Annotated in this window: 23 protein-coding genes; 11 read left to right on the top strand and 12 right to left on the bottom strand. The window is 72.2% G+C overall.

Translation table 11 applies throughout. The annotated features are described in order from the left end of the window. The first annotated feature begins 21 nt into the window (after positions 1-21). Together ABZU43_RS31500 and ABZU43_RS31495 are read left to right on the top strand one after the other, a co-directional pair. The gene (locus ABZU43_RS31500; protein ID WP_355010020.1) at positions 22-618 is read left to right on the top strand and encodes a helix-turn-helix domain-containing protein; all 597 of its coding nucleotides are present in this window, start codon (positions 22-24) and stop codon (positions 616-618) included. After that, the gene (locus ABZU43_RS31495) at positions 615-1,895 is read left to right on the top strand and encodes an MFS transporter (protein WP_355010019.1); all 1,281 of its coding nucleotides are present in this window, start codon (positions 615-617) and stop codon (positions 1,893-1,895) included. Before ABZU43_RS31500 ends, ABZU43_RS31495 begins: the two co-directional genes overlap by 4 nt. A 48-nt stretch (positions 1,896-1,943) precedes the next feature. Here ABZU43_RS31495 and ABZU43_RS31490 read toward each other — a convergent pair whose 3' ends face one another. From ABZU43_RS31490 to ABZU43_RS31480, 3 genes are all read right to left on the bottom strand, one after another. After that, positions 1,944-2,639, bottom strand: coding sequence for an alpha/beta hydrolase (locus tag ABZU43_RS31490; protein WP_355010018.1), 696 nt, complete (start codon positions 2,637-2,639; stop codon positions 1,944-1,946). Positions 2,640-2,778: 139 nt separating this feature from the next. Further along, positions 2,779-3,774: an L-dopachrome tautomerase-related protein gene (locus tag ABZU43_RS31485; protein WP_355010045.1), complete on the bottom strand. Its 996-nt coding sequence runs from the start codon at positions 3,772-3,774 to the stop codon at positions 2,779-2,781. A 99-nt stretch (positions 3,775-3,873) separates the two neighbouring features. Beyond that, positions 3,874-4,296 (bottom strand): MmcQ/YjbR family DNA-binding protein, encoded by a 423-nt coding sequence (locus tag ABZU43_RS31480; protein ID WP_355010017.1) that lies wholly within the window; start codon positions 4,294-4,296, stop codon positions 3,874-3,876. 155 nt (positions 4,297-4,451) lie between these two features. On the opposite strand from ABZU43_RS31480, the gene ABZU43_RS31475 reads away from it, so the two are divergent. Then, on the top strand, positions 4,452-6,254 hold the full coding sequence (locus tag ABZU43_RS31475; protein ID WP_355010016.1) for an acyl-CoA dehydrogenase: 1,803 nt from the start codon (positions 4,452-4,454) through the stop codon (positions 6,252-6,254). A gap of 3 nt (positions 6,255-6,257) precedes the next feature. Here ABZU43_RS31475 and ABZU43_RS31470 read toward each other — a convergent pair whose 3' ends face one another. Together ABZU43_RS31470 and ABZU43_RS31465 are read right to left on the bottom strand one after the other, a co-directional pair. Further along, complete coding sequence (locus ABZU43_RS31470) at positions 6,258-6,434, bottom strand: hypothetical protein (protein ID WP_355010015.1); 177 nt, start codon at positions 6,432-6,434, stop codon at positions 6,258-6,260. A gap of 98 nt (positions 6,435-6,532) precedes the next feature. Continuing rightward, complete coding sequence (locus ABZU43_RS31465) at positions 6,533-7,252, bottom strand: spermidine synthase (protein WP_355010014.1); 720 nt, start codon at positions 7,250-7,252, stop codon at positions 6,533-6,535. Between the two features lie 129 nt (positions 7,253-7,381). On the opposite strand from ABZU43_RS31465, the gene eccB reads away from it, so the two are divergent. Next, positions 7,382-8,767, top strand: a complete 1,386-nt coding sequence (gene eccB, locus ABZU43_RS31460) for a type VII secretion protein EccB (protein WP_355010013.1) — start codon at positions 7,382-7,384, stop codon at positions 8,765-8,767. 29 nt (positions 8,768-8,796) lie between these two features. Here eccB and ABZU43_RS31455 read toward each other — a convergent pair whose 3' ends face one another. Genes ABZU43_RS31455 through ABZU43_RS31440 form a run of 4 tightly spaced genes read right to left on the bottom strand, consistent with a single transcriptional unit; the run spans position 8,797 to position 12,670 of the window. Further along, a complete protein-coding gene (locus ABZU43_RS31455) occupies positions 8,797-9,402 on the bottom strand; it encodes a class I SAM-dependent methyltransferase (protein WP_355010012.1) in 606 nt (201 codons plus the stop codon). A 54-nt stretch (positions 9,403-9,456) separates the two neighbouring features. Continuing rightward, positions 9,457-10,323 (bottom strand): carbohydrate ABC transporter permease, encoded by an 867-nt coding sequence (locus tag ABZU43_RS31450; protein WP_355010011.1) that lies wholly within the window; start codon positions 10,321-10,323, stop codon positions 9,457-9,459. Beyond that, positions 10,323-11,279, bottom strand: coding sequence for a sugar ABC transporter permease (locus ABZU43_RS31445; RefSeq protein WP_355010010.1), 957 nt, complete (start codon positions 11,277-11,279; stop codon positions 10,323-10,325). The genes ABZU43_RS31450 and ABZU43_RS31445 overlap by 1 nt, the downstream gene beginning before the upstream one ends. Further along, positions 11,276-12,670: an extracellular solute-binding protein gene (locus ABZU43_RS31440; RefSeq protein ID WP_355010009.1), complete on the bottom strand. Its 1,395-nt coding sequence runs from the start codon at positions 12,668-12,670 to the stop codon at positions 11,276-11,278. The genes ABZU43_RS31445 and ABZU43_RS31440 overlap by 4 nt, the downstream gene beginning before the upstream one ends. 115 nt (positions 12,671-12,785) lie before the next feature. Between ABZU43_RS31440 and ABZU43_RS31435 the strand changes: the two genes are divergently transcribed. The 5 genes from ABZU43_RS31435 (at position 12,786) to ABZU43_RS31415 (ending at position 17,083) form a co-directional block, all read left to right on the top strand. Continuing rightward, complete coding sequence (locus ABZU43_RS31435) at positions 12,786-13,826, top strand: zinc-binding dehydrogenase (RefSeq protein ID WP_355010008.1); 1,041 nt, start codon at positions 12,786-12,788, stop codon at positions 13,824-13,826. Then, on the top strand, positions 13,823-14,644 hold the full coding sequence (locus ABZU43_RS31430) for a sugar phosphate isomerase/epimerase family protein (RefSeq protein WP_355010007.1): 822 nt from the start codon (positions 13,823-13,825) through the stop codon (positions 14,642-14,644). The genes ABZU43_RS31435 and ABZU43_RS31430 overlap by 4 nt, the downstream gene beginning before the upstream one ends. Positions 14,645-14,760: 116 nt before the next feature. Further along, entirely contained in the window at positions 14,761-16,047 is a 1,287-nt protein-coding gene (locus ABZU43_RS31425; RefSeq protein WP_355010044.1) for a hypothetical protein, read from the top strand. A gap of 51 nt (positions 16,048-16,098) precedes the next feature. Continuing rightward, positions 16,099-16,497 carry an NUDIX domain-containing protein gene (locus tag ABZU43_RS31420; RefSeq protein ID WP_355010006.1) on the top strand — a complete coding sequence of 133 codons (399 nt, stop codon included), beginning with the start codon at positions 16,099-16,101 and terminating at the stop codon, positions 16,495-16,497. A 40-nt stretch (positions 16,498-16,537) separates the two neighbouring features. Beyond that, on the top strand, positions 16,538-17,083 hold the full coding sequence (locus ABZU43_RS31415) for a DUF2267 domain-containing protein (protein ID WP_355010005.1): 546 nt from the start codon (positions 16,538-16,540) through the stop codon (positions 17,081-17,083). Between the two features lie 100 nt (positions 17,084-17,183). On the opposite strand, the gene ABZU43_RS31410 is transcribed toward ABZU43_RS31415, so the two are convergent. Further along, on the bottom strand, positions 17,184-18,422 hold the full coding sequence (locus ABZU43_RS31410) for a hypothetical protein (protein ID WP_355010004.1): 1,239 nt from the start codon (positions 18,420-18,422) through the stop codon (positions 17,184-17,186). A gap of 26 nt (positions 18,423-18,448) precedes the next feature. After that, positions 18,449-18,964 carry an NUDIX domain-containing protein gene (locus tag ABZU43_RS31405; protein WP_355010003.1) on the bottom strand — a complete coding sequence of 172 codons (516 nt, stop codon included), beginning with the start codon at positions 18,962-18,964 and terminating at the stop codon, positions 18,449-18,451. A gap of 50 nt (positions 18,965-19,014) precedes the next feature. On the opposite strand from ABZU43_RS31405, the gene ABZU43_RS31400 reads away from it, so the two are divergent. Then, positions 19,015-19,506, top strand: a complete 492-nt coding sequence (locus tag ABZU43_RS31400; RefSeq protein WP_355010002.1) for a type II toxin-antitoxin system PemK/MazF family toxin — start codon at positions 19,015-19,017, stop codon at positions 19,504-19,506. An 87-nt stretch (positions 19,507-19,593) separates the two neighbouring features. Here ABZU43_RS31400 and ABZU43_RS31395 read toward each other — a convergent pair whose 3' ends face one another. After that, entirely contained in the window at positions 19,594-20,238 is a 645-nt protein-coding gene (locus ABZU43_RS31395; RefSeq protein WP_355010001.1) for an NAD(P)H-dependent oxidoreductase, read from the bottom strand. A gap of 223 nt (positions 20,239-20,461) precedes the next feature. On the opposite strand from ABZU43_RS31395, the gene ABZU43_RS31390 reads away from it, so the two are divergent. Then, positions 20,462-21,400: a phosphotransferase gene (locus ABZU43_RS31390; protein WP_355010000.1), complete on the top strand. Its 939-nt coding sequence runs from the start codon at positions 20,462-20,464 to the stop codon at positions 21,398-21,400. Positions 21,401-21,488: the final 88 nt, after the last annotated feature.

Here is a 21,488-nt window from a genome sequence, read left to right as displayed (position 1 = left end):
CTGAGAGACTACTCTCGAAACATGTCTCTCAAGAATCCGTACGGGGATTTCGAGATCACCGAGCCGCAGGCGCTACGGGCGCTGGCCCACCCGGTGCGGCTGGCCATCCTCGAACACCTTCAGCGGCACGGCCCGGCGACGGCGACCGGGCTCTCGCCGCACGTCGGCGCCACACCGTCGGTGGTCAGCTGGCATCTGCGGCACCTCGCGACCTTCGGTCTGGTCAGCGACTGGGACGGTGCCACCAGCAAGCGGGAACGCTGGTGGCAGGCCGTCGCCCGGGGCTTCCGCTTCACCGTGCCCGACAGCGCCGAAGGGCAGTCCGCCAGCCAGCAGTTGCGCGGCGAGATGTTCGCCCGCAACGCCGACGCGCCCCAGCAGTGGCTGCTGCGCGAGGAGCCCCGGCTGGACCCCGAGTGGCGCGCGCTGGCCGGCATGGCCGACACCCGGTTCGTGGCCACCGCCGATGAGCTCCGCCAGCTGGAGGAGTCGATCGAAGAGCTGATCGCCCCGTACGTGCGGCGCAAGGAGGAGCCGGCCCCGGACGGCGCGCGGATCGTCCGGATGCTGCGCTACCTCCTGCCCGAGCCCGGCGACGACGACGCGGCCACGTCATGACCGCCACCGGCACCGGCTCCGTGAGCGCCACCGGCGCCGTGCCCCCGCCGGCCCTGCACCGCCACCGACGGTTCCGCACCTTCTGGATCAGCGAAACGATCTCCCAGTTCGGTGACCGGATCAGCGAACTGGCTCTGCCGCTGATCGCCGTCACCCTGCTCACCGCGACGCCCATTCAGGTGAGCGTCCTCACCGCGCTGATCTGGCTGCCCAACCTCCTGGGCCTGTTCCTCGGTGCGTGGGTCGACCAGCGCACCCACAAGCGGCGACTCCTGATCATCGCGGACCTGGTCCGCGCCGCGGTGCTGCTCAGCCTGCCGGTGGCCTACCTCTTCGACGCGATCACCCTCACCCAGCTCTACCTGGTGGCACTGCTCACCGGCCTCGGAGCGGTCCTGTTCGCCATGGCGCGTCAGGCGTTCTTCGTCGCGCTGGTGCCGCGATCGGCGTACGTGGACGCGAACAGCAAGCTGAGCATGAGCCGGTCGCTGTCGTTCATCGCCGGCCCGGCCGTCGGCGGCGGGCTCGTCCAGGCCCTCAGCGCGCCGGTCGCGATCCTCGTCGACGCGGTGTCGTTCCTCGGCTCCGCGCTGCTGCTCCGCCGCATCCCGGTGACCGAAACGCCGCCACCGCCGCGTCGAACGTCCACGCTGGGCCTGGTCCGCGAAGGGCTCACGCTGGTGCTGCGGCACCCGGTGCTGCGGGCCGCCCTTGGCTGCACCAGCACCGTCAACTTCTTCACCTTCATCTCCGGCGCGCTGCTGGTGCTCTACGCCAGCCGCGAACTCGGCCTGTCGGCCGGCGCGATCGGCATCGCCCTCGGGTTCGGAGCGCTCGGCGGCTTCGCGGGAGCGGCGCTCGCACCGCGGGTCTCCCGCGCCATCGGCCTGGGCCGTACCGCCATGATCGGCGCGGTGCTCTTCCCCGCGCCGCTGGCGCTGACCGCGCTGGTCTCCGGACCGACCTGGACGAAGGTGGCCATGCTGGCGGCCATCGAGCTCGTCTCCAGCATCGGGGTGATGCTCATGGACGTGAACCTCAACGCCCTGCTCACCGCCGTGACACCCGACGACGCGCGGGGCCGCCGGGCCGGCGCCTACAGCGCCGTCAACTACGGCATCCGACCGCTCGGCGCGCTGGTCGGCGGCACCTTGGGCACCACCATCGGGCTGCGGCCCACCCTGGCCATCGCCGGCCTCGGCGGCGTGCTCGCCGTGCTGTGGTTGTTCGCGTCACCGGTGCGCCACATCCACACCCTCGACGAAACGGCGACCTGACCGACGAGGCGGCGCGGTGTGCTGGGCCGCGGCCCAGCACACCGCCCGTCAGGCGGTCTGCGCCAGCAGGATCCGGGCCAGCTCGGTGGGCTGGGAGAACATCGGCCAGTGGCCCGTGTCCATCGTGACCAGTCGCCAGTTGTCACTGGTCAGCAGCGTGGCCACCGTGTCGTTGGGCTCGGGCCCGTCGAGCAGGCACTTGACGTACGTCGCCGGCAGCTCACCCAGCGGCCGGCCCACCATGGCCGGCTCGGTCAGCGTCGCGCCCGGATGCGGCGTGGAACCCTCGATCAGCCGGGCGACCTGCTCGTCGGTGAGACCCTGACCATCGAAGTCGGCCGCGCCGAGCGGCGCCCAGTCGCCGCCGTTGTCGGCGAGCTGCGCCTCGAACGCCGCCTGGCCCTGCCACCAGCCGGAGGCGAACGACCCACCGTCGACCGGAACCTCGGAGTCCACGAAGACCACCCGGCTCAACCGGTCGCCGATCCGCTCGGCCGCCTGACCCACCGGAATGCCCGAGTAGCTGTGCCCGACCAGCACCACATCGCGCAGGTCGCCGCGCTCGATCTCGTCGACGATGTCCTGCACGTGGGTCTGCTGCCCGGCCGGGACACCCCGCTTGTCGGCGAGGCCGGAGAGGGTCAGCGGGTGGGTGCCGTGCCCGGCCGCCCGCAGGGGCGGCACCACCTCGTCCCACGCCCACGACCCCAGCCACGCCCCTGCCACCAACACGAAATCAGCCATGGCCCGGGACCCTAGCGGCACCCTGCGACACCGCCGACACGTCAGGACAGGCGCGTGCCTGGCCGATGACCGCGAACGGTCAGCCGGTGGCCAGGACGGGGGAAACCCGGTGCGGATCGGCGGCTGCGGGATTCAGCACTCAGACGTGGTCCCGGGCGGGCGGCCCGATCTCGACGGCCATCCGGTAGATCAGGGCCGGGTAGTCGACGGCCGCGACGCCGCCGTTGAGCCCAGCGGTCAGGTGCAGCTGGGCCGCCGGCATCCAGAGCCGGGCATCGGCGTCGAGCCACATCGCGTCCACCCAGGCCAGTCGGGGGTCGGCGACGAGCGTCCGTACGCTGCGGTCGGGTGCGAGGACGAGGACGCGCCGCCGCTCCAGGTCGCTGAGGTAGATGGTGCCGGTGGCGTCGATGGCCGTGCCACCGGTACTGGGAGTGTCACACCAATGTTCGACAGCCTGGGCCAGCTCGTCGGGGGACACCGACGGATCGTCCAACCACCGGGTGGCGATCCTGGACATTCCGCCGGAGGCCGGCTGGTAGTAGAGCCAGCGACCGTCCGGCGACACCTCCAACTGGTCCACGTGCAGGCGTACCTCGGCCCCGCCCGGGTCACGCAGCACGCGACCGTCGGCGACCACCGGCCCGCCCGCCGTGCTCGGATGCCCGTCCAGCACCCGTCTCGACCGACCCGAGTCGAGATCGAGCACGATGAGGCCCGCCGCCCCGGCGTCGCTGACATACGCCACCCGGCCGTTGAAGCGGACGTCGTCGACGTAGCTGCCCGGGTGCACCGCCTCGTCGAGGTGGTAGACCCGCTCCACGCGGTCGTCGTCCGGGTCGACAGCGATCAGCCGAGCGCCGCCCGGCACCTGCGCGCCGCCGATCCGCGGCGAACCCGAGTCGACGATCCACAACCGGCCGTCCGGGCCGGCCCGCAACCCGTTGACGTGCACGAATGCCCCGTCCGGCGGCTGGTCGGCACGGTTCCAGGCGACATCGGGGTACGGGACACGACGACCGTCCGGCAGCGCCTCCACCACCTGCACGCCGGGCCGATCCGCCGACGGGTAGCTCAGGAACACCCGCCCCCGCACAGTGGTCACGCCCGTGCACACCCGGTCTTCCTGGAACACCGGCGTCAAACGGTGATCCTGTTCGGTGGGCAGCGACGACATCGCGCGGTATCCCCGGATCGTGCCGGCCGAAACCGCCGGTTGAAGGCGCCGCCGTGCTCAGCGCATCTGCGGTGCCGGGGGGCCCACCCGGGCGGCGAGCCGCTTCGGAGCCATGACGCAGTAGCTCTCGGTGAGCAACTCACTCACCTCCTCCCAGTCGGTGTCGTCGTCCAGGACCATGCCCATCACGGTCGGGCTCCAGTCCGGTTTGTAGAAGGGGTGCCCGGTGGCGAGGAGCCCGGCGATCTCGTCGAGTGGCGACCGGAAGGTCAGCAGGCAGGCGGGCTGGTCGAGTGCGGCGGCCCGTGCGTGCACCGGCTGGCGATCCGGGTCGACGGTGAGCACGTGGGCGATGGTCCGCTTGCGAATCCGCCAGCGGGTGCCCACCCAGGCAGGCTCCTCGTAGGTCTCCGGCAGGCCGAGGCAGATCGGCCGCAGCCGGTCGAGGACCTCGGGCGGGACGTCTCCGGGTGCGGTCACGGGCAACGACGCTAGTCGTACGGTGTGACAAGTTCCGCTCGTCGAACTCCACCCCGCCCGGTGGTGCGCGCCCTGCCGATCGGCCAGGATGGGCCGGGGCGACAGTGGGCCGTCGCCTTGGCCCGACCAGCCGCCCGTGCCCGCTGAGGAGTGCCGTGCCGTCCACCCTGCTCTCCCGCCGTGACCTCGATTTCCTGCTGCACGAGTGGCTGCGGGTGTCCGAGCTCGTCGAGCGCCCCCGCTACGCCGAGCACTCCCGGGAGACCTTCGACGACGCCCTGGATCTCGCCGAACAGGTGGCCACCGAGCAGTTCGCCCCGCACAACCGCGCCGCCGATCTGGCCGAGCCCACCTTCGACGGGCAGCGGGTGCGGCTGATCCCGCAGATCCGTGCCGCGTTGGACAGCTTCGCCGAGACGGGCCTGCTCACCGCCGGGCTGGACGCCAGTGTCGGTGGCCTGCAACTGCCGCACGCCGTCGCGGCGGCGTGCTTCACCTGGTTCCAGGCCGCCAACGTGGCCACCTCGGCGTACCCGTTCCTCACCCTGGGCAATGCCAACCTGCTGCTGGCCCACGGCAGCCCCGAGCAGGTGGACACCTACGTCCGGCCGATGCTGGACGGCCGATTCTTCGGCACCATGTGCCTGTCCGAGCCGCACGCGGGCAGCTCGCTGGCCGACATCACCACCCGCGCCGAGCCGCAGGCGGACGGCACGTACCGGCTGCACGGCACCAAGATGTGGATCTCCGGTGGTGACCACGAGTTGGCCGAGAACATCGTCCACCTGGTGCTGGCGCGCATCCCGGGCGCGCCGCCCGGCGTCAAGGGCATCTCGCTGTTCATCGTGCCGAAGGTGCTGGTCGGCCCGGACGGGACGCTCGGTGAGCGCAACGACGTGGCGCTGGCCGGGCTCAACCACAAGATGGGGTTCCGGGGCACCACCAACACCCTGCTCAGCTTCGGCGACGGCGCGCACACCCCCGCCGGCCGCGCCGGAGCGGTGGGCCACCTGGTCGGCGCGCCGCACCAGGGTCTGGCGCAGATGTTCCACATGATGAACGAGGCCCGGATCGGGGTCGGGGCGGGCGCCACCGCGCTGGGTTACACCGGCTATCTCAAGAGCCTGGCGTACGCGAAGGAGAGGCCGCAGGGCCGGCCGGTCGGCGCGAAGGACCCGGCCGCCGCGCAGGTGCCGATCATCGACCACCCTGACGTACGACGGATGCTGCTGGCCCAGAAGAGCTACGTGGAGGGGGCGCTGGCGCTGGTGCTCTACTGCGCCCGGTTGCTCGACGAGCAGGGGACCGCACCGGCCGAGGCCGACCGCGAGCGCGCGCACCTGCTGCTGGACGTGCTCACCCCGATCACCAAGAGTTGGCCGTCGCAGTGGTGCCTGGCGGCAAACGACCTGGCGATCCAGGTGCTCGGGGGCGCCGGCTACACCCGCGACCACGACGTGGAGCAGCACTACCGGGACAACCGGCTCAACCCGATCCACGAGGGCACCCACGGCATCCAGGCACTGGATCTGCTGGGGCGCAAAATGGTCATGCAGGGCGGCGCAGGTCTCACCCTGCTGACCACGACGATCGGTGACACGGTCGAGCGGGCCCGCAAGGTCGGGGGAGAGGCGTCCGAGCTGGCCGAGCGGCTGGCCGCCGCGGTGGACCGGGTCACCGCTGTCACCCGTCGACTGTGGGCTGACGGTGACCCGGTGCTCGCGCTGGCCAACGCCAGCGCCTACCTGGAGGCCGTCGGGCACGTGGTGATCGCGTGGATGTGGCTGGAGCAGGTGCTGGTGCTGCCGCCGGAAGGCGCCGGCGACGCGTTCCACGCCGGCAAGCGGCAGGCCGCCCGCTACTTCTTCACCGTCGAGCTGCCCCGGACCGGCCCGCAGTTCGACCTGCTGGACAGCCGGGACCGGACCACGCTCGACATGCGCCCGGACTGGTTCTGACCCTCAGCGTCGTCGGCCCTGGTGCTGCACCGCCTGCCGCCCCTTGACGACGCCCCAGACGATCACGATCACCAGCGCGATCAGACCGATGATGATCAACCAGCGGACCGCCTCGAGGATCAGGCCGAGCAGGATCAGCACGCCGGCGACCACGCCGACGACCCAGAGCAGTGCGCGCATGTCGACCTCCAGTGACCGGCCGTGCCTGGTGCGGCCGGCCCCGGTTTCTCATTCCCCGTCCGGCCGACACCATGCGCGGGCGGCACAACCGAAGTCGATCAGAGGCCGGTACGCGCCACGTAGACGGTGTTCGCCGACTCCCCGCCGGTCAGCGGGTTGGCGAACGGCACGACATGCGCGCGTACGCTCACGAACACCTCGCTGAGCGCGGCGGTGAACTCGGCGTCCGGCGGGTCGTCCGACCAGAGCGCGAAGACTCCCTCGGTGCGTAGCAGGGCGGCCAGGCGACGCAACCCGGCCGGCTGGTAGAACGCCGCGTGGCTCGGGTGCAGGACGTTGCGCGGGGAGTGGTCGACGTCGAGCAGGACCGCGTCGAACCGCCGGCCGGGCACCTCGGCGTCGAAGCCGGTGTCACCGGCCACCGCCGCGAAGAAGTCGGCCTGCACGAAGCGGGTCCGGGGGTCCTCGGCGAGCCCCGCCGCGAACGGCAGCAGCCCTCGTTGGTGCCAGTCGATCACGTCCTCGATGGCCTCCACCACCAACAGCGAGCGCACCCGGGGGTCGCCCAGCGCCGCGCAGGCGGTGTAGCCCAGCCCGAGGCCGCCCACCACCACGTCGAGCGAATCACCGGCCACCTCGGCGAGACCGAGCCGGGCCAGCTCGATCTCCGCGACCGGGAAGAGGCTGGACATCAGGTACTCGTCGTCGAGCTTGACCTCGTACACCTCGACCTGGAGTGCCGGGTCCCGGCGTCGGCGCAGGCTGATCGCGCCGATCGGCGTCTCCCGCCAGGCCAGCTCTTCGAAACGCGCGCCCACGGGTGCCCTCTCGCCGCCGGATTCGTCCACGGATGGTACCGGTTGCCCCGCGACGGGCGGCCACGCAGGGTCCACGGGACATTGACGCAGCGCATATCCTGTGCCCGGCCGATCCACCGGAGGGGACTCATGCCGTCGCGGCAGGACCAGCTGCACTCCTACCAGTTCAGCGTCCAGCGTGCGGTCGCCGCCCTGGTCATGCGGGAGACCGACCCCGCACAGTCGCCGTTTCGGCGGCTGGCCGGCGCCGGCCTGGCCAGCGTCCTGGTCGCGGCGATCGGGCTCGGTGGCTTCGCCCTCTACGGCCTGTTCGCCGGCGGCGGCAAGGGCTGGCGGGACCCGGGTGCGGTGATCGTGGAGAAGGAGTCCGGCGCCCGGTTCGTCTACCGCGAGCAGAAGCTGCACCCGGTGCTCAACTACGCCTCGGCGCTGCTCATCGTCGGTGCGGACCGCTCGAAGACCGTCCTGGTGTCCCGACGCACGATCGACGGAGTGCCGCGCGGGCTGCCGTTGGGGATCGCCGACGCACCCGACTCGCTGCCCGCCCCGGGCCGGCTGGCCGCCACGGCGTGGACGGTCTGCTCGACTGTCCCGGCCGGCACGGGCGTCGAGGCGCCCCGCTCCGCGTTGCTGATCGGCACCGAGCCCGACGGCGGCCGGCCGTTGGGCGACGACGCGCTGCTCCTGCGCCACCCCGACGGCGGGCTGCACCTGGTCTGGCATCAGCGCCGCTACCTCGTCCGTGACCCGAGCCGGGTGCTGGCGGCGCTCGCCACCACCCGAGCCCAGGCGGTCGGGGTCGCGCCGGCACTGCTCAACTCGCTACCCGCCGGCACCGACCTCGCTCCGCTCGATCTGCCCGCGTTGGGTCGGCCCGCCACCCGGGTGCCGGGTGCCGCGATCGGCACTGTCTACCTGGTGAGCAACTCCGGCGGCGGTCGGCAGTACGCGGTGGCGCTCGACGCCGGCCTGGCCGGCATCACCGAATTGCAGGCGGGGTTGCTGCTGGCCCGCACCGGGCAGGTCGAGCCGGCACCGATGACGTTGGGTCGGTTCGCCGCGCTGCCCACGGTGCCTGATCTCGCGCCGACCGGCCCGAACGCACCGCCACCGACCCCGCCCCGGCTCGCGGCCGGCGACGGCGGGGCGCTCTGCACGCGCATTGGTGACGACGGCGGGGTTGGTGAGGTGCGGTGGGGCGTACCGCTGCGGGACCTGACGGCCGTGCCCCGGACGGCGCGGACCGGCGGCGCGGTGCTGGCCGACCACGTGGTGGTGGAGCCGGGCCGCGGCGCGGTGGTCGAGGCCGCCGCGGCGCCCGGCGCGACCGGCGGCGCGGTCTCCGTGGTCACCGACCTGGGCCGACGGTACGTGCTGGCCGACCGGGAGGTGCTCCCGATGCTCGGCTACCGCGACGTGCGGCCGGTGCGGTTACCGTCCGGGCTGGTCAGCCTGGTACCTGCCGGCGCCACCCTCGACCCGGTCGCCGCCCGCGCCGTCGCCGCCCCGGACTGACCCCGCCCGAAACCCGCCGGCCGCGGTGCTCAGTCGGCTGGGCGGCGCAGGACGGTGACCGCGAACGGGGCGTCGTCGCGCCACGGTCGCAGGTCCCAGGTGGCGAAGCGCTGCTCCACGCGCAGCCCGGCGGCCACCGCGTCGGCGTCGAACGCGGTCAGCGGGTAGCCGCGCTCCGTGCCGAAGCCCACCGTCAGCACACCATCGGGTCGCAGGTGCGCGGCCACCCGGCGCAGCACCTCCGGTTCGGTGCCGACGGCGACGAAGGCGAGCACGTTGCCGGCCAGCACCGCCGCGTCGAACGGCTCGGCCTCACCCAGCGCCGGTAGATCAAGCTCGGCGAGGTCGGCGACGAGCCACGTCGGGCCGGGATAGTCGGCGCGGGCGGCCTCCACCAGCGCGGGGTCGGCGTCCACCCCGACCACCGTGTGGCCCCGCTCGGCCAGCGCGGCACCGACGCGGCCGGTGCCGCTGCCGGCGTCGAGAATGCGGGAGCCGGGAGCGACGAGGGCGTCCACCAGTCGGGCCTCGCCGGCCAGGTCCGCGCCCTCGGCCATGAGCTTGCGGAACCGGTCGATGTACCACTGTGAGTGCTCGGGACCGGTGTCGGTCGCCCAGCGGGTCGGGTTGGCCATGAGGCCACCGTATCCGGGCCGGCGGGGGTCGGGCGGGCGACCCGGACGAGACGATCATCCCTTCTCCGCGCCGCTGGTCAGCCCCTCGGTGAGCAGCCGTTCGCTGGCGAAGAAGAGGATCACGATGGGCAGGGTGAGCACGACCGACCCGGCCATCAACACCGTCTTGGGGACCTCCACCCCGTCGGCGAGCAGGGACAACCCGAGCGACACTGTCCACCTGTCGGGTTTGTCGACCAGGAACAGCAGGGCGAAGAGAAACTCGTTCCAGGCGATCATGAAGTCGTAGAGCGCGACCGCCATGATCGACGGCATCGCCAGGGGCAGGCTGACACGGCGGATGATGCCGAGCCGGCCGGCGCCGTCGATGGCGGCGGACTCCTCCAGGCTGACCGGGATGGTCTCGAAGTAGTTCTTCAGCATGTAGACCGACACCGGCAACGTCTGCGAGATGTAGACCAGCACCAGACCGAACAGCGAGCCGCGCAGCCCGGCCCGGGTGAAGACCACGAACAGCGGGATCGCGATGACGATCGACGGGAACAGGTAGACCGCCAGGAACAGGAAGTCCACCTGTCGCCGGCCGAAGAACCGCAGCCGGGCCACCGCGTACGCGCCGGGGATCGCCACCAGGAGAGTGAGCACGGTCGCCGCGACGGCGACCAGCCCGCTGTTGCGGATGAAGGTGAGGAAACCCTGGCCGCCGTCGTCGGTGGCCTTGAGCACTTCGGCGTACGTGGCCACGGTCAGCTCACCGAAACCGACCACCAGCGCCCCGGGGTCGAGCAGCAGCCGCTCGATGGGGCGCACCGAGAGCACCAGCATGTAGTAGAAGGGGAAGACCGTGATCGCCAGGAACACGGCGATCACCAGGCGGCGCAGCCAACGCAGGCTCACCGTCTCGACCACGTCCCGGTCCATCAGCTCACCCTCCGTCCGAAGAAGCGCAGATAGATCAGCACGAACACGATGAGCACAACGGCCAGCACGACCGCCTGCGCGGCTGCGGCTCCGATGTCGGTACGGGCGGTCAGGAACTCGTACACCCGGACGCTGACCACCTCGGTGCCGGCCGCACCGCCGGTGAGCAGGTAGACGTCGTCGAACTTGTTGAACGTCATGATGAAGCGCAGCACGCCCAGCAGGGCGATCACCGGCAGCAGTTGCGGCAGCAGGATGTGCCGGAACCGTTGGGTGGGGGTGGCGCCGTCGACACGGGCGGCCTCCTCCAACTCGCCGGGCACCGCCTGGAGCCGGGCCAGCAGGAACAGGAACGCGAACGGGAAGTACCGCCACGCCTCGAAGACGATCACCGTGGCCAGCGCTGTCGACTCCTGGGTGAGGAACGGCACCGGGGCGTCCCAGCCGAGCAGGCGTTGGCCCCACGCGTTGACGATGCCGAGCTGTGGGTCGAGCATCACCTGCCAGACAAATGTGACGGCGACCACCGGCGCCACGTACGGCAGCAGCATGGACGCCCGGACCAGGGTGCGACCCCGGAACGGGCGGCGGACGACCAGTGCGGCCACCAGGCCGAGCACTATCGACCCGACGGTGCCGCCGATGCTGTAGATCAGGGTGACCCACAGCGTCTCGGCGAAGCCGGGGGTGTGCAGCACCCGGTCGATGTTGTCCATGGTGAACTCGCCGAACAGGCCGGTCTTGCGCAGCGTGGCCAGCCGGACCCGCTGGAAGGCGAGCACCACTGTCCACACGATCGGGATGCCGATGACCGCGATGGTGACGAGCAGGGTCGGTGCGACCAGCGCGAGCCCGGCCCGGGATTCGCGGCGGCGCAGGGTCAGCGGTCGGCGCCCGGGTGGCGCCGGCTGCTCCCTGGTGGGGGAGCGGCCGGGGCCGGGCGCGGTGGTGGTCAATTGACGCCCGCCTTGATGGCGTCCACGTCCTTCGTGGCGCGCTTGGCGGTGGCCGCCGCGTCGGACTTGCCGGAGACGAGGTCGCCCAGCACCTTGGGCACCGGCAACTCGCCGAGCATGGCGCCGACGAGTTTGCCCTGCCCCTGGCTGAGGCCCCAGCGCCCGAAGGTGTCCGGGCTGCGGCGTAGCGTGGCCAGCACCTCGTCGCCGTACACGTCGGTGAGGGGTTTCTTCGCGTCCACGCCGGCCTGGCTGGTGTTCCAGGCGGTCAGGTACGCCTCCGGCTCGGCGGGGGTGCCCTTGCGCACCGGGAAGCGGCCCTCCGGCGACATGCCGAACCAGCGCGGGTAGCCGTCACCGAGCATGTACTCCACGAAGGACTTCGCCGGGTCGGTCACCGCGCCGTCGAGGACCGCCCACGAGCTGATCTCGCCGTACTGGGCTGGTTCGGCGCCGTTCGGGCCCTTGATCGCGGTGACGAACCCGCTGTTCTTCGCGAGGAACGCCGGGTCCGCCTGGCACTGGGGGCAGGTCGGCTTGGCGTCGTTGCGCAGCCCGGCCAGCTCGTCGAGGATGAACGGTGACCAGATCACCATGGCCGCCTTGCCCGCGAAGTAGGTGGCCCGGGTGGTGTCCACGTCCTGTGCGCCCTTCACCGAGCTGGTGCGGATCAGGTCACCGTAGAAGCGGAACGCCTCGACGCACTGGGGCGAATCCAGTGTCACCTTTCCCGAGTCGTCGGTGAGCTGGCAGCCGTTGGCCAACGCCAGGTGCTCGAAGGTCTGTTGGGTGAACACGTCGCTGGGGGCGGTCGCCGCGGTGATGCCGGCGACGCCGCCGGTGTTCAGTCTTGCGGCGGCGGTGGTGATCCGCTCGTACGTGTCGGGGGCGGGCAGGCCGGCCGCGGCGAACAGGTCCTTGCGGTAGACGAGCAGTTGCCCCCACCCGTCGCTGGGCACGGAGAGCTGCTTGCCGTCGTCGGAGGTGAGCTCCAGCGCTCGGGGGGAGAACGTCTGCCTGCCCAGCTTGTCGACGACCTCCGCGTTCGCCGAGGCGTGCAGCAGCTCGTTGCCGGCGAGCGTACGGATGCCGGCAAGCGAGACCGACCCGACCACGTCGGGCAGGTCACCGGCGGCGGCGTTTGCGGCGATCAAGGAGGGGAACTGGTCCTCGTTGACGGTCACGAGATCGACCTGGATCCCGGTCTTGGCGGTGAAATCGGCGATGATCGCCTTGGTGGCGGTGACCCGGTCGGCCACGTCCTCCAGGCTCCAGACGGTGATCTTCTTGCTGTTGCTGTCTGGTTCGTCGTCGCCGCAGGCCAGCAGGGTGGACGCGGTCAGTGCCAGGATCACTGTGGTGGCGAGTATCCGCCTCGGAGGTGCTGACATCGGTGGCACTCCTCTCGAAGGGTACATGAAGGATCCAACACCTTCGATTGATCAATAGCAAGACATATGGCGATTTTTTGCTATCCTGGAGCCCAGTGCTACCGGGATGTGACACATGGGCAACTGGGTGGTCTCTCTCGCCGGACCTCGACGCATCAGCCTCGAGCCCTGCCCGCCGGATCAGCTCGGCCCAGGCCAGGTCCGAGTCCGCACCTGCTACTCGGGCATCTCCGCCGGCACCGAGCTGACCCTCTACCGGGGCAGCAATCCCCGGCTCAGCAAGGACTGGGACGACGCTGCCCGGATGTTCGTCCCCCGACAGACCCCGGTGCCCTACCCGTTGATCGGCTTCGGCTACGAAGAGGTCGGCGAGGTCGCCGAGGTCGCGCCGGACGTCACCGACCGACACCCGGGGCAGCTCGTCTGGGGCATCTGGGGGCACCGGGCGGAGGCCGTGCTCGCCGCCGACGCGGTCCGCGTGCTCCCCGCCGGGCTGGATCCGCTCGCCGCCGTCTTCGCCCGCCCCGGTGCCATCGCGCTGACCGCAGTGCTCGCCGGTGATCTGCACCTCGGCGACTGGGTGGGCGTCTTCGGCCAGGGCGTCATCGGGCTGCTCGCCACCCGGCTCGCCGTGCTCTCCGGGGCCCGGGTGGTGGCCGTCGACCCGGTACCCGACCGGTTGGAGTACGCCGCCCGCTACGGCGCACACTCGACTGTGGATGCCAGTGTCACCTCCGCCGCCGCCGTGCTGCGCCAGGCCACCGCCGGCCGGGGGGCCGACGTCTGCCTGGAGTTGTCCGGGGCGTACCCGGCGCTGCACGAGGCGATCCGCTCCACCACCCACGCCGGCCGGGTCGTGGCCGCCGGCTTCTACCAGGGCCAGGCCGACGCGCTCGGCCTCGGCGAGGAGTTCCACCACAACCGCATCCAGTTGGTGGCCGCCCAGGTCTCCGGGCCCACCCCCGCGCCGAGCATGGCCGGCCGGTGGACCGGAGACCGGGTCGCGCAGACCTTCATGGACCTGGTGGCCGACCGCAGCGTCGATCCGCTGCCGCTGGTCAGCCACATCGTCGACGCCAGCGCGGTCGCCGACGCCCTCGCGCTGCTCGACCGCGGCGCCGGTGACGTCCTCCAAGTCGTGCTGAGGTTCTCATGACCACCATCGCGCTGGCCTGTCAGGAACAACTCCTGCCGGGCACCAACCTGATCCAGAAGTACGCCCTCGCGGCCGCCCTCGGCTACCAGGGCATCGAGCTACGCGGCCGCGGCGACCTGGCGTTCGCCCGCCGGTTGCCCGAGCTGCGCCGGGCCCGCGCCGCCGGGGTGGTGATGCCCACCGTCTGCGTCGAGATGGACCACTTCATCGGCGACTTCGACCCCGCCCGGTCCGCCGACGCCGTCCGCAACCTGCGCTCCCAACTCACGGTGATCGCCGAGCTGGGTGGCGTCGGGGTGATGACCCCGGCCGCCTGGGGGATGTTCTCCCGACGGCTGCCGCCGTTCGATCCGCCCCGCCGGCCGGACGGCGACCGGCAGGTGCTCCTCGACGCCCTCGGCGAGCTGGGCGAACACGCCCGGGCCGAGGGGGTCACCCTCTTCCTGGAACCCCTCAACCGGTACGAGGACCACATGGTCAACCGTCTCGACGAGGCGGTGGCGCTCTGCGCCGCGCTCGGGTTGCCGTCGGTCCGGGTGGTCGCCGACACCTTCCACATGAACATCGAGGAGGACGACGTGCACCGCGCGCTGCGCGCCGCCGCGCCGTACCTCGGGCACGTCCAGGTCAGCGACTCCAACCGGTACCAGCCCGGTGCCGGGCACCTGGACTGGCCGGCGCTGGTGCGTACCCTGCTGGAGATCGACTACCGGGGCTGGCTGGCGCTGGAGTGCCGGCTCCGCGGCGACCCGGTCCGGGCCCTGCAACAGGCGGCCACGGTGCTGCGACACGCGCTGCCCCGGCGGGCCGCCGCGTGACCGCCGACGCCGGGCCGACAAGCGTCGACGCAACCGCCGGTGTCGGGCTGCCCGCTGACGCCGGGCCGACGCGCGCCGACACCGCCGGCACGGGTGGCCCGGCCGACGCCGCCGGGCTGCGTCGGCTCGCGATCGACACGCTCGACGCCAACTGGGAGCACGACCACACGGTGCCCTCACGCACGCTCTACCCGCACCAGTGGAGCTGGGACTCCGCGTTCATCGCGATCGGGTTGGCCCAGGTCCGTCCCGACCGCGCCTGGCGGGAGCTGGCCAGCCTGTTCGGGGCGCAGTGGGCCGACGGACGGGTGCCACACATCGTGTTCAACCCGGCGATGCGGGTCGGCGCGTACTTCCCGGGGCCGGAGATGTGGCGATCGGCCGACGTGCCGGGAGCACCGACGGTCGCCACCTCCGGCCTGGTCCAGCCGCCGGTGCACGCGCTCGCCGCGTTGTTGGCGTACCGGCGGACGCCCGACCCCACCGCCCTGGCCGCGCTGCGCGTGCTCTACCCCGCGCTGGTCGCCCAACAGCGCTACCTGGCCGACCGGCGGGACGTGGCCGGTGACGGACTGGTCTGCATCGTGCACCCGTGGGAGTCCGGGTTGGACAACAGCCCGGCGTGGGACGAGCCGATGGCCGCGGTGCCGGCCGAGGCGGCAGTCATGCGGGCGTACCGTCGGCACGACACCACGCACGCCGACGCCGCGCACCGCCCCACAGACCTCGACTACGCGCGTTACCTGGCGATCGTCGCCGCCTACCGCGACCACTGCTACTCCGACCGGGACCTGGCCGGTGGGCACCCGTTCCTGGTGGAGTGCCCGCTGTTCAACGCGGCGTTCGGGGCCGCCGAACACGCCCTCGCCGAGATCGCCGCGCTCGTCGGTGGCGACCCCGGGCCGCACCGGGCCCGCGCGGCCCGCATCACAGAAGCTTTGGTACGCCGACTGTACGACCCGGACACGGGCACGTTCCAGCCCCGTGACCTGCGCACCAACCGTCTGCTGAGCGCCCGTACCGTGCTCGGGCTGACCCCGCTGATCCTGCCCGACCTGCCGACCCGGCATGTCGACGCGCTGGTCGTCGAGGCCCGGTCGGCGCGCTTCGGGGTGGCCCGTCGGATGGATCGGCCGCTGCCCACCCACGACCGCACCGCACCCGACTTCGAGCCGCTGCGTTACTGGCGTGGGCCGAGCTGGCTCAACATCGGCTGGCTGGTCCGGCGTGGGCTGCTCGGTCACGGGCACCCGGAGCTGGCCGCCGGGCTGCGCTGCTCGATGATCGGTCTGGTCGCCGGGGCCGGCTGCCACGAGTACTTCCACCCGGACACCGGTGCCGGGCTGGGCTCACCGGCGTTCAGTTGGAGCGCCGCGCTGCTGCTCGACCTGCTCGCCGACTGAGCGCGGTGCCGGGTGGTAGCGTCCCCGATCCCGGCGGCAGCAAGGAGCATCGTGCGCGAGATCGACAAGGTGGCCTGGATCCTCGTCGAGGACGGTCGGGTGCTGAGCACCCGGTCGGCGGGCAAGGACGTCTGGTACCTGCCGGGCGGAAAGCGCGAGCCGGGCGAAACCGACCTGGAGACCCTGCGACGGGAGATCGACGAGGAGTTGAGCGTCGAGGTCGACGTGCCAGGTGCCGTGCACCTGGGCACCTTCACCGCTCAGGCGCACGGCCACACGCCCGGCATCACAGTGCGGATGACCTGCTATCGGGCGGGCTATCGGGGGCAGTTGCGGCCGGCCAGCGAGATCGCCGAGATGGCCTGGCTCGGGTACGCGGACCGACACCGCACCTCACCGGTCGACCAGATCATCTTCGACCACCTGCTGGCCGAGGGTCTGCTGGCCTAGCGGCAGTTTGTCGCGCCCGGGCAGGGGTAACCGGCCGGGCGTGACCGACGGCGACGGGTTCCCGTACTTCATCGACGCGGTGTCCCAACAGTCCGGCCTGCCCGCCGAGGAGGCCGCCGTGCTCGCCCGCGCCGTGCTCCAGACGTTGGCCGAACGGGTGACCGGCGGCGCGCCCGGCGACCTCGTCGTGCACCTTCCGAACGAGGTCGACGGCTACCTGACCGACCCGGCCCCGGATCCGGCCGGGACGGCCTTTCCGGCCCCGGATCCGGCCGGGACGGCCTTTCCGGCCCCGGATCCGGCCGGGACGGCCCTCCCAGCCCCAGATCCGGCCGGGACCCTCGGCCCGGATCCCGCGGCCGCCGGGTTGACCAGCGGGCTGGGCCTGGAGGTCGGCGGTGCCGGCGCGACCCCGATGGAGGCCGGCCCGACGGAGTTCCTCCGTCGGGTGGAACAGCGTGCCGGGGTGGACCCGGCCACCGCCCGGGCCGGAACCGGGGCCGTCTTCGCAACGTTGCGCACGGCGATGACGGTAGGGGAATTCCAAACGATGGTGGCGCGACTGCCGCGCGACGGCGGTCCCTGACCCGGCCCGGCGGGGTCAGCCCAGGAGTGCCCTGGTGACGTCGGCCCGGGTGACGGCCGCCACGCACCAGGCCACGTGGCCGTCCTGACCCGTTGGGTAGTTATGCCTCGGGCACGTCCTCGGGCTCGGCGACCCAGGCGGAGAAGACCGGCACCCCGTGCCAGGGGCCGGTGACGCCGTCGGCCCGGGTGTCGGTGGCGACGGCCACCACCGCGTACGGGTGGCCGAAGCGCAGCTCGGCGGTGCGGGCCACACCCTCCGGCGGCATGCTGGTAATTCCGGCCATGCCTGTCACGGCCGCCGCCTCGAAGCCGTACCTGTCGAACCGGGCCACCGCCGTCTGCCGTGCCTCGAACTCGTTCATCGGTAGCGCCAGCGCCGTCGCGAGCGTGGTCGCCGCGGCGGGGAAGCCGAGCGCCGGGGCGGTCAGGTCATGGTCGTTCCGAGCGGACCAGCAGGGAAGGACGGCGTTGTGCCGTTCTTCGCGGCCGTCGCGTTCCCAGGTGTGTACCCGCTCCTCGGTCAGCGTCCAGAGCGGAGTCTCGCCGAGCGGCAGGTCGAACAGCGAGTGGCTGCCCGCCGGTCGCGCGCCGTCGGCCGCGCCGGCACTGAGGTCGTACGCAATGGCCAGCACCTCGGCCGGTGGCACCTGCGGCGCGGCGGCCACCGAGAGGACGACCAGCCCCGCGCCGTCGGTCGTCTGGGCCGGTGCGGCGTGCACGATCACGTCACCGGCCCGCGCGGTGGACACGATGGCGCAGCGGTGGCCGTCGCTCGGGCTGCGCAGTGCCCGCCGTAGTTGGCCGGCCCACGGGCTGTTGGCGCCGAGCGCGCGTGCGTCGGCGACGTCGAACGGGGTCGCCCAGGACACCCGGGTGGCCAACGCGCTGGCCAGGATGAACCTCACGGTCGGCTTGACCTTCAGGGGAAACGTCTCGATCAGACCGAGGGTGTGCTCGCGCGCCCAGGCGTCCAACCCGGCCTGATCGGGCAGTGCGCCGACTTCGGTCGTGCGGGGGAGCGCGGCCCGCCACGCCGTCGATCCGTCGTCGCCCTGCCCCGCTGTGTGCCAGAGCGCGGTGGCGGACCCGACCAGCGGGTGCGGCGCGTCCAACAGCGTTCGGGCCACCTCGGCCGCGCTCGGCAGGTCGGTGCCCAGCGCCTGCGCCAGCTTCACGGCGGCTCCGTCCGCTACGGCCGGATCACTGTCGGCCGTCGTGGCGGTGACCGCGAGCAGCAGCCAGGCGCCGAGCGGGGAGGCGACATGGTGCCCGTCGCCGACCGTCGCGTGCAGTCGCGCGGCGTACGCGGACAACGGGCCGTGCAGATCGCTCCTCATGCCCACACTCTGCCCGCCGACCCGGCTCACGACCACAGTTCGAACGGCTCGTCGATCTGCGTGCCGGCGAGAAAGGGGGTGATCAGCCGGGGGAGCTGTCCGGGATAGAAGCGTTCCCGACTGGCCACCACCTCCGGCAACGGCCACCAGCGGAAGCCGAAGTAGTCCTCCCGCTCGTAGTCGAGCCGGTGCGCCTCGTCCACGTCCGGGCCGGGGCCGGCCAGCCGTACCGCGACGACGACCTCGTCCTGGACGTGCCGCACCTGGCGGTGCAGGAAGCTCGCCCGCCGCCGCCACACCGGCGCGCCCACCTGGTCAGCGGTGATCACGATGCCGGTCTCTTCCCGCAGCTCCCGCACCGCCGTGTCGCGATAGGTCTCACCGGGATCCATGCCACCGCCCGGCAGCTCCCACCAGGTGCCCAGCCGGGCATGGTCCGGGTCGTGGGTGTGGAACAGCAGCACCCGGTCGGTGCCGTCGGTGACCACCACCCGCACCGTGCGTCGCTCCAGGATCGGCAGGTCGCGGGGCAGCTCGTTCATGGGGCCAGTCTGTCGTAGCGTTTCCTTCGGCGGCGGGTAGGCTGCCCGCCGTGGCTGGTCTGTTGAGGAATGTCGCGGCGCGTATCTCCCGGGTCGGTGCGGTGATCCCGTTGCCCCGGCGTACCGGGCCGGCGCTCGCGCAGGTCGCCCGCCGCCGTCAGGTGAGCGCCTTGCAGCGTCGGGAGTTGACCTACGCTCCGGAGCGGGACGGTCAGGCCGACCCGGGCGAGATCGTCTGGACGTGGGTGCCGTACGAGGACGACCCCCGCCAGGGCAAGGACCGGCCGGTGCTGGTCGTCGGTCGGCACAGCCGGACACTGTTCGGGTTGATGCTGTCCAGCCAGAGCGACCGGGACGGGCAGCGGCACTGGTTCGCGCTCGGGCCGGGTGAGTGGGACCGCGACAACCGGCCGAGCTGGGTCCGGCTGGATCGGGTGCTCACCATGCGCGAGGACAGCATCCGCCGGGAGGGTGCCGTGTTGGACCGGCCCCGGTTCGACCGGGTTGGGCAGGCGTTGCGCGCCGGTTACGGCTGGCGCTGACCGCGCCGGGCGCGGATCGGCGGCGAGCCGCGCGCGGAGCTGCCCAACAGTAGGCGGCCCGGGCGGTGACGCCCCTGGCGGTGAGGTCTATTCGCGGCTCGGACCGACCGCCGCGCCCTTCGCGTCCGGCGGCGGGTACGGCTGGTCGGCGAGGAGCCGGGCCAGGTGTGCGCTGTTGAGCGCCAGTGCCTTCGTGGTGCGACCGGTGGTGTCGGGCTTCGGGCCGGCGTCGCGGTAGTCCACCGTGTGCAGCGCCTCGCCGACCCAGTAGGTCGCGCCGGCGGCGGCGACGGTGAAGCCCACCTCGTTGAGCGCCCCCTGCACCTCGGCGATGCTGTGGTGCGCGCCGTCCTCGTTGCCAACGACCGCGACACCGGCCACCTTGCCGTAGGTGAGCAGCCGTCCCTCGTCGTCGGTCTCGGACAGCTCGGCGTCGAGGCGTTCGAGGACCATCTTGGTGACGCTCGCGGGTTGGCCGAGCCAGATCGGGGTGGCGATGATGAGGATCTGGGCGGCGAGCAGCTTGGCGCGGATGGCGGGCCAACCGTCGCCGTGGCCCTCGTCGGTCGACACCCCGAAGCGCACGTCGTGGTCGACCACCCGGACGATCTCGCCGTCCACGCCCTGACGGGCCAGTTCGGCCAACACCTCCCGGCCCAGTTGCTCGGAGCTGGAGGGGGCAGGCGACGGCTTGAGGGTGCAGTTCAGTACGAGGGCACGGATGCTCGGCACGAGGGGTTCCTCTCGTCGGTCGGCTGGGCCGTCCCTTCGCGTACCCAATTCATTTCCGCCCACGCCCCCCACCAGGCACACGTGATCAAGAGGTTTGCGTCAGAATCCGGGCCGACAGTGACGCGAACTTCTTGATCACCGCGAGCAGGCGGGGTGGGGTGGGGGTGGGTCGGTGGACGTGGTGGGGTGGGTCCGGGAGGAGTTTGGGCTTTGGCTGTCCACCGTGGATGAGGTTTCGCACGGGGCTGATCTGCGGGCTCGGCTCTGGCGGGGTGAGACGGGCGACGGCGAGCGGTATGCCGTCAAGGTCAGCGGTGGCGGTACGCCGGCCGGCCTGATCGTGACCGCGCACCTGGCCGAGCGGGGCGTGCCAGGTGTAGCGGCGCAGGTCCGCACCTGCGACGGACGCCTGTACGCCGAGCGTGACGGGCACCGCCTGTCCGTGGTCCCGTGGGTGTCCGACCTGCGGGCGCTGGACGGCCCGATGAGCGAGGCGCACTGGCGTGCCTACGGCGAACTGCTGGCCGCCGTGCACGCGGTGCCGGTGACCGACGAGTTGGAACGGCTGCTGCCAGGCGGCGGTGACGCGTACCCCTCGATCGTGGCCGCGACCCGGGACATGGCCGGACGGCTCCGCGACCAGGCCGACTCTGGCGATCCGCTGGTCGCCGAACTGGCCGCCGTCTGGGCGGCGAACGCCGACCGGGTGTCCACGCTGCTCCGTGGGGTCGAGCGACTCGCCGTCGACCGGTCGGGGCCGGCGGTGGTCTGCCACGGCGACCCGCACCTGGGCAACCTGCTGCTCGGCGCGGACGGGCAGGTCTGGCTGATCGACTGGGACGACGCGGTGCTCGCCCCACCCGAGTGCGACCTCATGTTCGTCCTCGGCGGGGTGCTCGCCTTCGCGCCGATCACTGCCGAGCAGCAGCAGGCGGTGCTCGCCGGCTACGGCAGGACCGACGTCGACCCGCTGCGCCTGGCCTGGTTTCTCGCGGTCCGCGCTCTCGACGACCTCAGCGACTGGACCCGCCAGGCGTTGGACCTCGACGTCGAGCCGGCCGACCGGGACCGGGCCGCGCGGATCGTGCGGGGGCTGGTGTCACCGGTGGGTCTGGTCACCCTCGCCGACGCGGCAGTGCGCGACCTCGACCGGCGGCTCTGAGCGGCGACCACGTCGCCGTCTACGCCGGACAAAAAGTAAGGCAAAGAGCGGATGCGCTCTCTGCCACCTCCAACATATATCGCACTGG

It is taken from the genome of Micromonospora sp. NPDC005205 (genome assembly GCF_040608275.1).
In the GTDB taxonomy this organism is placed as follows: Bacteria; Actinomycetota; Actinomycetes; order Mycobacteriales; family Micromonosporaceae; genus Micromonospora.
Note: the sequence above shows the minus strand (reverse complement) of the source record. Positions and strands in the feature narration are given on the sequence as shown.

Coding starts and splice junctions, on each gene's coding strand:
- ABZU43_RS31500 (WP_355010020.1), top strand. CDS start 22: ATGTCTCTCAAGAATCCGTACGGGGATTTCGAGATCACCGAGCCGCAG.
- ABZU43_RS31495 (WP_355010019.1), top strand. CDS start 615: ATGACCGCCACCGGCACCGGCTCCGTGAGCGCCACCGGCGCCGTGCCC.
- ABZU43_RS31490 (WP_355010018.1), bottom strand. CDS start 2,639: ATGGCTGATTTCGTGTTGGTGGCAGGGGCGTGGCTGGGGTCGTGGGCG.
- ABZU43_RS31470 (WP_355010015.1), bottom strand. CDS start 6,434: ATGCGCGCACTGCTCTGGGTCGTCGGCGTGGTCGCCGGCGTGCTGATC.
- eccB (WP_355010013.1), top strand. CDS start 7,382: ATGCCGTCGCGGCAGGACCAGCTGCACTCCTACCAGTTCAGCGTCCAG.
- ABZU43_RS31455 (WP_355010012.1), bottom strand. CDS start 9,402: ATGGCCAACCCGACCCGCTGGGCGACCGACACCGGTCCCGAGCACTCA.
- ABZU43_RS31450 (WP_355010011.1), bottom strand. CDS start 10,323: ATGGACCGGGACGTGGTCGAGACGGTGAGCCTGCGTTGGCTGCGCCGC.
- ABZU43_RS31440 (WP_355010009.1), bottom strand. CDS start 12,670: ATGTCAGCACCTCCGAGGCGGATACTCGCCACCACAGTGATCCTGGCA.
- ABZU43_RS31435 (WP_355010008.1), top strand. CDS start 12,786: ATGGGCAACTGGGTGGTCTCTCTCGCCGGACCTCGACGCATCAGCCTC.
- ABZU43_RS31430 (WP_355010007.1), top strand. CDS start 13,823: ATGACCACCATCGCGCTGGCCTGTCAGGAACAACTCCTGCCGGGCACC.
- ABZU43_RS31410 (WP_355010004.1), bottom strand. CDS start 18,422: ATGAGGAGCGATCTGCACGGCCCGTTGTCCGCGTACGCCGCGCGACTG.
- ABZU43_RS31405 (WP_355010003.1), bottom strand. CDS start 18,964: ATGAACGAGCTGCCCCGCGACCTGCCGATCCTGGAGCGACGCACGGTG.